At 44.4% G+C, this 11,732-nt stretch carries 8 protein-coding genes; 6 read left to right on the top strand and 2 right to left on the bottom strand.

Annotated features, from left to right (window positions below; translation table 11 throughout):
• On the bottom strand, window positions 1–636 hold a 636-nt coding region (locus ACT3S4_RS12910; RefSeq protein WP_444761198.1), incomplete at its 3' end, for a PIN-like domain-containing protein.
• 363 nt (window positions 637–999) lie between these two features.
• Window positions 1,000–2,529: a glutamate--tRNA ligase gene (gene gltX, locus ACT3S4_RS12905; protein ID WP_201560601.1), complete on the bottom strand. Its 1,530-nt coding sequence runs from the start codon at window positions 2,527–2,529 to the stop codon at window positions 1,000–1,002.
• A gap of 472 nt (window positions 2,530–3,001) precedes the next feature.
• On the opposite strand from gltX, the gene rsmH reads away from it, so the two are divergent.
• The 6 genes from rsmH (at window position 3,002) to mraY (ending at window position 11,544) form a co-directional block, all read left to right on the top strand.
• Complete coding sequence (gene rsmH, locus ACT3S4_RS12900; RefSeq protein ID WP_444761199.1) at window positions 3,002–4,048, top strand: 16S rRNA (cytosine(1402)-N(4))-methyltransferase RsmH; 1,047 nt, start codon at window positions 3,002–3,004, stop codon at window positions 4,046–4,048.
• A gap of 245 nt (window positions 4,049–4,293) precedes the next feature.
• Entirely contained in the window at window positions 4,294–4,791 is a 498-nt protein-coding gene (ftsL, locus tag ACT3S4_RS12895) for a cell division protein FtsL (protein WP_270895398.1), read from the top strand.
• Window positions 4,788–6,896 (top strand): peptidoglycan D,D-transpeptidase FtsI family protein, encoded by a 2,109-nt coding sequence (locus ACT3S4_RS12890; protein ID WP_087813660.1) that lies wholly within the window; start codon window positions 4,788–4,790, stop codon window positions 6,894–6,896. The genes ftsL and ACT3S4_RS12890 overlap by 4 nt, the downstream gene beginning before the upstream one ends.
• A gap of 71 nt (window positions 6,897–6,967) precedes the next feature.
• Entirely contained in the window at window positions 6,968–8,677 is a 1,710-nt protein-coding gene (locus ACT3S4_RS12885) for a UDP-N-acetylmuramoyl-L-alanyl-D-glutamate--2,6-diaminopimelate ligase (protein WP_444761197.1), read from the top strand.
• Between the two features lie 284 nt (window positions 8,678–8,961).
• Entirely contained in the window at window positions 8,962–10,422 is a 1,461-nt protein-coding gene (locus ACT3S4_RS12880) for a UDP-N-acetylmuramoyl-tripeptide--D-alanyl-D-alanine ligase (protein ID WP_238049949.1), read from the top strand.
• A gap of 3 nt (window positions 10,423–10,425) precedes the next feature.
• Window positions 10,426–11,544 (top strand): phospho-N-acetylmuramoyl-pentapeptide-transferase, encoded by a 1,119-nt coding sequence (gene mraY / locus ACT3S4_RS12875; protein WP_087813657.1) that lies wholly within the window; start codon window positions 10,426–10,428, stop codon window positions 11,542–11,544.
• The last annotated feature ends 188 nt before the right edge of the window (window positions 11,545–11,732 follow it).

Raw genomic sequence — 11,732 nt, 5'->3', positions numbered from 1 at the left:
GTCAGCATACTTTTTCTGATAAACAATTTGATTGTCTACACAAACTTCATCTTTTTTTTCATCTAAATAGCCTGGAGATATTTTTAGTTTATATTTAACTTGAGCATTTTTGTACAAAGTATCTATTTTTTCTTGAGTGTAAGCTGCGCTCCCAACTCTATTATCAAAAATCGTATCTATCTTTTCTTCAAGAGGATCGGCTTCATTAATTTTTTGTTGATCGTTGATAGTGTTATTAATTTCTCTTATTAGTTCATCACCTAACGATTTAAATTTTTCTTTAATATTGTCAACATCAATTGGCGAGTGTACTTTCTTTATCTGTAATTTATTTAATTCCGATACTAAAGTGCTTTGCGATTTATTTATGGCTTCTTTTGCTTCTATAAGTAAATTCGTTCTGCTTCTAATAGTCGTTAATCTATTACGTTTGAATTCGAGAGCTACATGGTGAGGAATCCATATTCTATCATCCAGACTTTCTAGAATTTTTATAAATTCATCTCTACTACTATCTTGGTATCTATAAAGATTGAGTAATATATTGGTATCAAAAATAAATAAAGAATTTTCCCAAATATGACGGTATTCTTGCTCTGTAAAATTATAATCATACTGTTTAAACATATTTTTCATGGCATATTACCTTAACCGATTTTTAATTGAAAAGTAGTATTTTTTATAATGGAGGTAATGAAAGTTTAGAATGCATATTTCTATTATTAGAATATCAACTTCAATAGATAATTTAATTTTTATAAATTTCAGATCTACTTATGATTAATTGCAATATCATTACTGACACGCACCAGAAACTATCTAAAAACGAGAGGTTGTAACTTAGTTTTATTATTAATTAAATATAGAATATTTTATTTAAAATTTTTTTTTGGTAAACTAAGTAAGTGTTTACCAAAAAAAAGTTATCCTAATCGTATATTGATTAGGATAACTTGAACAGCTGTTATAAAATTATTTTTTAAATCGACTCATGTATCGCTACTCAGCTGCCAAAAAGTCTGGCAATTCAGCTGCTTGTTTCTCAAGTTTTTTTAGCTTCTTTTTACCTAAGCCGCCAAGCACGTCAACTGCATGGCGCAAGCGAGTCAAGGTCATATCAGCGCCGATAATTGCCATAGAATTCATGACAGGCGTCGATGAGGTGCTACCAGCGATAGCGATAAAGAATGGTGCCATAAAGTCACGCATTTTAATATCAAGATGGGCGGCAAGACCTTTTAAGGTGGCGTAGATATTTTCTTCTGACCACGTTGGCAAGGTTTCTAGCTGCCAAAGCGCTAGTTGCAGCATCTCAGTAATTTGCTCAGGGGTGAGCGATTTATGGGTAAAGCTTTCCGCAGTGATAGCAGGTAAGTTTTGGAAATAGAAGCCACCCCAATTAACTGCATCAGATAACAGCTCAATACGAGGCTGAATCGCCGCTGCGATAGCCGTAAGCTTGTCACTGTTATTTGCCCAATCGAGGATTTTATTTTTTAACTGTTCAGGAGTAAGCGCGCGTAGCCATTCTGCGTTGAGCCAGTTTAGTTTTTCGATATCAAAGATAGGGCCGCCGAGCGACACACGCTGGATATCAAAGCTCGCAATCATCTCTTCTAAGGTAAATTGCTCAGCTTCGTCAGGCATCGAGTAGCCCATACGACCGAGGTAGTTGAGCAACGCTTCAGGGAGCACACCAGCATCACGATAGTAAGTGATAGAGGTTGGGTTTTTACGCTTAGACAGTTTTGATTTATCTGGGTTACGCAGCAGTGGCATATGGCAAAGTACAGGCATCTCCCAACCAAAATACTCATAGAGCAGCTGATGCTTGGGCGCAGAGTTAAGCCACTCTTCACCGCGTAGCACATGGCTGATGTCCATCAAATGGTCATCGACAACGTTGGCTAAATGATAAGTCGGCATGCCATCGGTTTTTAGCAGCACTTGCATGTCGACTTGTGTCCAAGGAATCTCAACCGTACCGCGTAACATGTCATGTACTTGACAGACGCCTTCGGTAGGCACACGCATACGAATGACATGCGGTTTGCCCTCACTGACCAATTGCGCAGTTTTCTCAGGTGCTAAATGGGCACAGCGACCGTCATAACGTGGCGTTTCACCATTGGCCATTTGCGCAGCTCGCATGGCATCGAGCTCTTCGCTGGTACAAAAGCAGCGGAATGCATGATCGTTTTCTATGAGCTGTTCGGCGTGCTTTTTATAAATATCACTACGCTCGCTCTGACGATAAGGCGCATGCGGGCCTCCAATATCTGGACCTTCCGCCCAGTCGAGACCGACCCAGCGCAGCGCATCCAAAATCATTTTTTCAGATTGTTCGGTTGAGCGCGTTTGATCCGTATCTTCGATACGTAAAATAAATTCGCCGCCGTGGGCTTTAGCAAAAGCTAAATTGAATAGGGCAATATAAGCGGTGCCGACATGCGGAAAGCCAGTAGGCGATGGCGCAATGCGGGTGCGGACAGGGCGCGTGCTGTTAGTTGAAGTCGATGATTGCATCATAAAATTCTCAGAATAGGGTAGTTGATGAATATGGCTGTGAAAAATGAAAAAAATAGCAGTTAAAAATGCTAATGATAAATATGAATGACAAGTTTGAATAAAAAATACGGCACAAACAATAGCCGTCAATGTAGAAAAATAGCGTAAAATATAGCGCTAGTATAACAGAGAGATGGAATATTTTTAACGAAATGCCCGTCTAGCGCTTGACTACCCGTGTATCCTTGCGATAATAATGTTAGACAAGTCATAACTTGTTTATTTTCATCTGATTTTTCACTCTTACTGACCAAAATGGTCGTCATCTACTGAGTCGTTTGTGTCCATATTGAATAATAAGCCAAAAAATACGCCGAATACTAAGCAAGATTCTAAAATAGACTCTTCTTTAGCCACTGTTAATGCTGCATCAGCGGCTGAGCTGTCTGCTGTGGAAAATGATTTTGTGGTAGAGAGTGACTCTACTAATCAGTTGAATCAAGAGTCTGTCACTGATAAAGCCAGCTCTGATGAATTGAGCTTTGTTCATGATGCGGTGTTATTGCAAGAAACCGTCGCGGCAGTGCTGGGTGTCAAAGCGCTACCTAAGCAAACAGACGATGCAGAACAAAGCAGTGACAACCAAAATAGCTTGCAGATGAGTGGCGTCTACGTTGATGCAACCTTTGGCCGTGGTGGCCATAGCCGCTTGCTATTGAGTCAGCTGGCCGATGATGCAACCTTGATTGTTTTTGATAAAGACCCTACAGCGATTAGTGTCGCGCGCGAATTGGCAAAGACCGATAGTCGCGTAAAAGTGGTGCACGATAGTTTTGCGACGTTGACGAATAGTCTAGCGGCAATGGGTATCATGCAAGTTGATGGCTTAATGGCAGATTTGGGTATTTCATCGCCGCAAATTGATGATGGCAGTCGTGGTTTTAGTTTTATGCGTGACGGTGCGGTCGATATGCGTATGGACACCAGTCGTGGGCAGTCGGTCGCTGAGTGGTTAGAAAAAGTCGATGATGAAACCTTGGCCAATGTGCTTTATGATTTTGGCGAAGAGCGTCATAGTCGCCGTATCGCCCGTGCTATTAAGCAGATGGACAGTTATGACTCTACTTTGGCATTGGCTGAAGTGATTAAAGTGGCGCATCCTAATTGGCAGCGCGGTAAGCATCCAGCGACTCAGAGTTTTCAGGCGATGCGCATTTTTATTAACAATGAGCTTGGCGATGTTGACGACTTTTTAGAACAAAGCATTCCGATTTTAAAGTCAGGCGGGCAGCTGGCAGTGATTAGTTTTCACTCATTAGAAGATCGCCGTATCAAGCAGTTTTTGCAGCGTCATAGTAAAGGCCAATATCCAGAGGATGAGAATTTGCCGATGCCGCCCAATCGTCCACGCTACTTTAGCAAGCCTAAACGCGTGGGTCCAAGCAAAGCTGAAACCAGTCAAAATCCACGCGCGCGTAGTGCGTGGTTGCGCATGGCGACTCGTACTGATACCGACTATCTACCCAGTGTTGAGCAATAACACAGGTAGTGTGATGTTATAGAGAGGGTGTTTGGCTGCGTTGCTGGTGATTGGTTACTGGCAATTAAGTAGGATAGAAAGTCTGAATACTTACGCGGCTGTTAAAAATCTGTAAACATTATCTGCTAGGCTCGGCTGTTCCTTTTTCGTTTGGTTTTACTTTATTGATGGTTCTGTACAAAGCATCTTACCGCTCTAAAACAGTTGCCAATTTTCATACTTGAAGTCCACTTTTTGAGAGCGTCATGGCAATATCTGACAAACCCGCAAACCGTCGTGCTGCAATGCCGCATAACACCGATATCGGCGAGCTATTTGTACGCCGATTTAATGTGGTTAGTATCTATGTAGTGGTGCTATTGCTATTGGCAGTGGCGATTGTGTGGAGCGGTATCAAAACAGCCGAAGGCGTTCAGCAATATCATCAGGATTATAAAACCTTGCAAGACATGAAAAAACAAGAGCGTAATCTGCAAGTCGAACATCAACGTTTGCTCATTGAACAGCAGACTTTTAGTGCGACGCCGCAAATTGCTAGCCGTGCGGTGGCTGAACTGGGTATGTTTTCACCGACGCTAAAAGATAAGCTCATTATCCAGCCGGGTGTTGCCACAGCACAGGTGCCAGTCGTTGATACTGACTCAGATGAGGATAAGTCTGACGTTATCGAACCACGGGCTGCTACGGATATATCGCCTGACGCTCCTATCACCGATACCACGGTAGCGGAGGCAGGACAATGAGTGATAAAAAGCCTAATGCCAATAGTGGTAAAACGACCGCAAAAAATGCGAATAAAAAGCCAACTAGCGGTAAGGTTACTAAGCCCTTACGTCCTGCTAGTGCAGCCAAATCGGGACAAACAGGCAGTACGGCTGAAAAAAAATCCTCTGGCAACCGTAAGGCTAAATTGTTTGATCGATTGAAAAAAAGTGAAGAGCAAGGCGCTTATACCAGTGTCAAAAACCTGAAAAATAAAAGAGGGTTTTTGGGTAAAGCGTCTGGCGCTTCCTCTCGCGGCGGTTTTGAGCAAGACAAAAACCGTTTCCGTACTATTTGGGTCATTGCATTGGTTGTCTTGGGTTTGCTGATAGCCCGTGCTTATTATTTACAAGTTGCCAATGCCCAGTTTTATCAAGACAAAGGTGATGAGCTCATCACTAGCGTGCGCACGCAAAAATCCTATCGAGGTATGATTACCGATCGCAATAATTTGCCACTTGCAGTCAGTGCACCACTGGCGACGGTCTCTTTTAGTCCGCATGATTACGCGCGCGAATATTATGAGCTTAAGCGTATTATTATCACCAATCCTGAGAGTCCACAGCTCGTTGCGCGTATGCAAAAGCGTTTGGATAATATGGATCTGACCACGCTTGCAGCTGCTGCGAATATTTCGGTCACTGAGCTGAAAAAAGTTACTGCTATCGACGATAGTATTGATGTAACCGATGAAGCAGCAGTTAAAGCAGCGCTGCCATCGGGTGCAGGCTCGCACTATTTGCCGCTACTGAATAAAGTAACGCCTGAGATTGCCCAAAGTGTCAGCACCCTTGATTTTCCTGGCGTCTATGAAAAAAACTTTTTCCAACGTTATTACCCGCAGCCACAACCAAACTCGCAGCTATTGGGTTTTATGGGTCAAAATGTCAGCGATCCTGAAGGTGGTTACGAAGGTCGTGCTGGTATCGAACGCCAATATGAGACTGAGCTGGCAGGTGATGATGGCAAAGTGTTGGTGCTAAAAGACGCCAAACAAAACAGTTTAAAAGAAATTAAACAGATTGAACCAGAAATACCAGGTAAAGATGTGGCGTTGACCATTGATTCGCGCTTGCAGTATTTGCTTTATAAAGAACTAGAGAAAGCAGGGCGTTTGCAAAAAGCGCGCTGGTCAACAGGCATGATTGTTGATGTGCAAACGGGTGAAGTGCTTGCCTTGTCAACATGGCCATCTTTTAATTCTAATAACCTGAATGAGATGACTGGTGAAAACCAACGTAACCGTGCGCTGCTCGATGTCTTTGAACCCGGTTCAGTCATGAAGCCATTCACCGTTGCAGCGGCTTTAGACTCAGGAAAATATACCGCCACTACCTTAATCGATACCAATCCTGGCTCTATCCGTGTCCGTGGTTATACCATTCGTGACCATAATAATTTAGGGCGGATAACGATGGCAACGCTATTACAGAAATCTAGTAACGTTGCCTCGACTAAGATTGCTTTGTCTTTACCAGCTGATGGCATTACCAATATGCAAAAGCAATTTGGTTTTGGTTCAAAGACACCGCTACAATTCCCAGGGGAAGGTAGTGGGCTGGTGGTCACACCAAAAGAAAAAGAAACATCAAGACGTGCAACGGTCAGTTATGGTTATGGTCTACAGGTAACACTGGCTCAGGTCGCGCAGGCTTATTCGGCGCTGGCGGCAGGTGGCGTCATGCACCCATTGACCCTCATTAAAGATGACAAGCCGCAGCCAAGCAAGCGTATCATGGCACACGAGCAAGCGATGTCTATCGTACAAATGATGGAAAGTGTTACCGAACCGGGTGGTACTGCTAAAGGTGCTGCGATTGACGGTTATCGCGTCGCTGGTAAAACAGGAACGTCGCGCCGTATCAATCCAAAAGGTGGCTACTATACTGACCAATACCGCAACGTTTTTGCGGGTATGGCGCCAGCATCCAACCCTAGGCTGGTCGGCGTGATGCTCATCGAAGACCCGCGTGGTCAGATTTATGCTGGTTTAACAGTCGCGCCAGTCTTTCATAATGTCATGAAAGAGGCGCTGCGTTTATACAATGTACCCTTAGATAAGCCGTTAAAAACGGAAGATCTATAGGCTTAAACGTAAGTTTTTTTAATGTTCAGTTTTTAACTATTTGATGTGTTTTAACCGTATAGGATTTGCCAATGACCCTGTCACCCTCGTCGCCAAGCATCACACCAGTCACCTTGCAACAGCTGACTGAATCTAGTATTAGCAATAGCAGGCATGGTGTAGGTACAGAGCAGGCATTGCAAAAACTATCGACTCAGACGACATTGGTTGGAGCGGATTCAAAACCAATGAATTCGTTTCTTGATATTCCATTCCTGCAGTTTCGTTTAGACAGTCGTCAGCTAGAGCCGAACGATGTGTTTGTGTTATTAAAAAGCCACATACCAAACTGTCAAAAAAGCCGTGACTACCTCTATCAAGCCGCTGAACATGCGGCTTTTATCCTATCAGAAATAGATCCTACGGCTTTACTTAACACGATTAGCATATCAAATCACGCCGATATCACCTTACCAAATGATAGTGCTACTAAAGTGCAGCAGCAATTAGCAGCACTGCCTTGCCCTGTTTTATACGTGCCCAATATTCGTGATTTTTTAGGGACGCTCATTCAAGCACGTTTGCAGTATCAGCAGCCCGTGACCTTGCCAACTGTCATAGCGGTGACGGGCACCAATGGCAAAACGACTATCAGTCAATTGGTGGCGCAATTGACGCAGCTGACAGGTATGAGCAGCGCAGTTATGGGCACGGCAGGGAATGGTAGGCTTGGCGCTTTGGTGCAAGCCAGCCATACCACGGGTGATGCCTTAGCAGTTCAGCAGTTTTTATATCAAATGGGTACAGAGAATGCTGAGTTATTGGCATTGGAAGCCAGCTCACATGGTTTGGATCAGCAACGTTTACAAGGTATGCCAGTGTCGGTGGCGATTTATACCAATCTTAGCCGTGACCACTTAGACTACCATGCCGATATGGCAGAGTATGCAGCAGCAAAAGCTAGACTGTTTGATAAAGCGCATTTTCCAGATTTGACACACGCTATCATTAATATCGATGATGACTCTGCGCAGATTATGCTCGACACCGCACATGCCAGTGATTTAACGGTCTGGACGTATAGTTTAGAATCATCAAAATCTGCGACCTTTGTTGCGGCTGAAATCAAACCAAGCTTACAAGGTGTTGAGATTAGCCTACGTACTGATTTAGGCGATGGCGAAGTTAATCATTTAGGTATCGTCAGCCCATTATTGGGGCGCTTTAATGTTGCCAATTTGCTTGCCGCAATGGCAGCTGCCGTCGCTTTAGGCATTAGCCTTGAGCGTATTGCCGCAGTGGTGCCGCAGCTACAAGGTGCGGTTGGACGTATGCAGCGTGTGCCGTCTAATGATGGTTGCTTTATCGTTGATTATGCGCATACGCCAGATGCCTTAAGCCAAGTGCTTGCCAGCCTAAAGACCCATTGTAAGGGTCAGCTGTGGGCAGTGTTTGGCTGCGGTGGCGACCGTGATGCGGGCAAACGTCCTTTGATGACGCAAGCAGGCTTGGCAGGCGCGGATAAAGTCGTGTTAACGGCAGACAATCCACGCACCGAAGATCCCAATGCAATATTGCAAGATATGCAAGCAGGCATGACGAGTGAGCAATATCAGCGTACCTATATTGAGCCTGCGCGCCAAACCGCCATTGAATATGCAGTTAATAAAGCAGCACCTGATGATATGGTCGTTATCGCTGGCAAAGGTCATGAGACCTATCAAGAAATTAACCATGTTCGTTATGATTTTGACGACAGTGTTATTTTGCAAAACGCCTTAAAACAAGCAGGGCGTTTATAGCATTTATATGTAAATAATGGCGCTTACAGTCAGTTTTTCATGCTATCTAAAAAGTATTAGGGCGTGTCCTCATTTTAAAATGGTAATAAAAATGAGATAAATTACCGTCAAACAAGGAAAGTAGCGCAAATAATATCGAGATATTAATAAGCTAGTTGACGATGTTTGGCAAAATTTAGCCATTTTTAGTCCATTTATATAATAATCGATTAAATTGAAGACACGCCCTAGTCGTTAACTATAAAAAATAAATAAGTAGTCATCATATATATAAGGTAATCATTATGACAGCCGACAACGATAACAGCATTCAGTCGCAAGGGCTGTATGTTTGGCAAGCAGACAATCTGCTCGCGGCAACCGCAGCACTCAACGGGCATTGGCAGCTGAGTGAGGGGCAATCCGACTCAGAAAACACTTCAGTAAATGATGTCATGAGCACTCGTATCGCCACCGATACCCGTACGATAAAACCTGGTGATATATTTTTAGCGTTAACGGGTGATAATTTTGATGGTCACGATTATATCGATACTGCCATCGCGCAAGGTGCGGTTGCGGCTATCGTCGCTCGCCCTATTGCTACGGCTGATGCAAATAGCATTCCGCAGTTAGTGGTGAGCGATACCCGTTTGGCGCTAGGACAATTGGCTGCGTATCGTCGTCAACAGCATCAAAATTTAACCGTCATTGCTATTACTGGCTCTAGCGGCAAGACCACCTGTAAAGAGATGCTGGGTAGTATCTTTGGCAGACTAGCACCGACATTGATTACCCGTGGTAACCTAAATAATGACTTGGGTGTGCCGATGATGTTGCTCGAATTATCCGACCACCATCGTTATGCCATTCTAGAGCTTGGCGCAAACCATATTGGCGAAATTGCTTATACTACCGAGATTGTAAAGCCAGATGTCGCGTGTATTTTAAACATTGGTACGGCGCATTTGGGTGAGTTTGGTAGCCGTGAAGGGATTTGCCAAACCAAGGCTGAGATTTACCATACCTTGAATGACAGCCAATTTGCGATCGTTCCTGATAAAGATGATTTTACCAATCAATTACGCCGTATCGCTGAAAAATATACGTCACACGTGATTGGCTTTGGTAATACTGATGTCAGTGCCAGCCATTTAGATGTCGAGCCTGAGCGCAGTGAATTTAAGTTGCATATCGGCAATCAAGTCCATGATATCAACTTGCCACTAGCGGGCGAGCACAATGTCAATAATGCTTTAGCCGCTGCTGCTTGTGCCCATGCACTAAATATCGATGTTAGTGATATCGTCGTCGGGCTTGAAAATGCGCGTCCTGCTAAAGGGCGCTTGAACAGTCAATTACTGGGTATGCATCGCTTGATTGATGATACGTATAATGCCAATCCGCATTCGGTGCGAGCGGCAGCAAAAGTACTAGCGGCGCAAACGGGCACGCAAGTCATGGTGCTGGGCGATATTGCAGAACTGGGAGAGGCGGCGGTTAGCGAGCATCAAAGCTTGGGTCGTACCATTGCAACAACGGGCATCAATGTGCTGCTGTGTGTTGGTGAATACGCGCCTTTTACCGTGGCGGGTGCACAAGAGGTTTCTGGCATCAATGCCCATGCGTTTACTGATAAAGACAGTTTATTGGCGTATTTGAAGCCGTATTTGCAAGCGCAGCAGGCGCAGCCTTGTACGGTGCTGTTTAAAGGTTCTCGTTCCATGCAAATGGAAACCCTTATCAATGCGCTAATCGAGGAGTAGGCGGTGTTAGTTTGGTTGTTTGGCTGGCTTGGCCAGTATTACACGCCGTTTTCTGCGGTGTCTTCGTTGACGCTGCGAGCGTTACTCGCGGTCATTACCGCCCTCGCATTTAGCATGTTTTTTGGTGGCCCTGTCATTCGACGTCTGCGTGCACTGAAATATGGTCAAGCGATTCGCAATGATGGTCCGCAATCGCATTTGGCGAAAACTGGTACGCCGACCATGGGTGGGGTGCTGATTTTAAGTGCGATTGGCGTGTCCACCTTACTATGGGCGCGTTTGAATAATCCGTACGTTTGGATTTTGCTCATTGTCATGATTATCTTTGGCGCGGTCGGCTGGGCAGATGATTGGCTAAAAATTAAGTATAAAGATCCCAAAGGCTTAATTGCTCGCAAGAAATATTTTTGGCTCTCTATGGGTGCTTTGTTCGTCGGTGTGTCTTTGTATTATATCGCCACCTTGCAGCCAGATATCGCGACCACGCGTGAGATGCAGGATTTGCTGCTACCGATTTTTAAAGATTGGATGATTCCTTTTTCGGCAGTACCATTTGGTATTGGCTTTATTATCTTTACCTACTTTGTGATTAATGGGGCTTCTAACGCCGTCAACTTAACCGATGGCTTGGATGGTTTAGCTATTTTGCCCGTGGTCTTGGTTGCGGCGGGTTTGGGCGCGATGGCTTATGTATCAGGTGATGTACGCTTTGCTGACTACTTACATGTGCCTTATATTGCCTATAACTCCGAGGTTCTCATTGTCTGTGGTTCGATGATTGGTGCAGGGCTTGGTTTTTTATGGTTCAACGCCCATCCAGCCCAAGTATTTATGGGCGATGTGGGGGCGCTTGCTCTCGGGGCGATGCTCGGTACGATTGCCGTTATGACCCGTCAAGAGATTGCTTTTGCAATTATGGGTGGTCTATTTGTCGCCGAAGCGTTATCGGTCATGTTACAGGTTGGCTCGTATAAGCTGCGTAAAAAGCGGGTCTTTCGGATGGCACCATTGCATCATCACTTTGAAGAAATTGGCTGGAAAGAGACGCAAGTGGTGGCAAGGTTTTGGATTATTGCCATTATTCTCGTCATCCTTGGGCTCATGACCTTAAAACTGCGTTAGCACAGCCATATCGCTCGAACATTAATATGAATATCATGTTCGCAAAAGCCATCTCACTTTAGTTGAGGTGGCCTTTTTTTTGGTTGCTGATAGTTTGGTTGCGAATAGTTTGTTTTCTACATTTTCTTTCCTGCATTGTTTATCGCGCCTTTTATCACGCAGTAAGCCTGAATTTTGTTAAAATGGCA

This window comes from Psychrobacter sp. AOP30-A2-5, from assembly GCF_052378115.1.
Taxonomy (GTDB): Bacteria; Pseudomonadota; Gammaproteobacteria; order Pseudomonadales; family Moraxellaceae; genus Psychrobacter.
This window is presented reverse-complemented; position numbering and strand designations above follow the sequence as displayed.

Bases quoted from the DNA above. Each gene is read 5' to 3' on its own strand.
- ACT3S4_RS12885 (WP_444761197.1), top strand. From the start codon at position 6,968: ATGACCCTGTCACCCTCGTCGCCAAGCATCACACCAGTCACCTTGCAA.
- ACT3S4_RS12880 (WP_238049949.1), top strand. From the start codon at position 8,962: ATGACAGCCGACAACGATAACAGCATTCAGTCGCAAGGGCTGTATGTT.
- ACT3S4_RS12890 (WP_087813660.1), top strand. From the start codon at position 4,788: ATGAGTGATAAAAAGCCTAATGCCAATAGTGGTAAAACGACCGCAAAA.
- gltX (WP_201560601.1), bottom strand. From the start codon at position 2,529: ATGATGCAATCATCGACTTCAACTAACAGCACGCGCCCTGTCCGCACC.
- ftsL (WP_270895398.1), top strand. From the start codon at position 4,294: ATGGCAATATCTGACAAACCCGCAAACCGTCGTGCTGCAATGCCGCAT.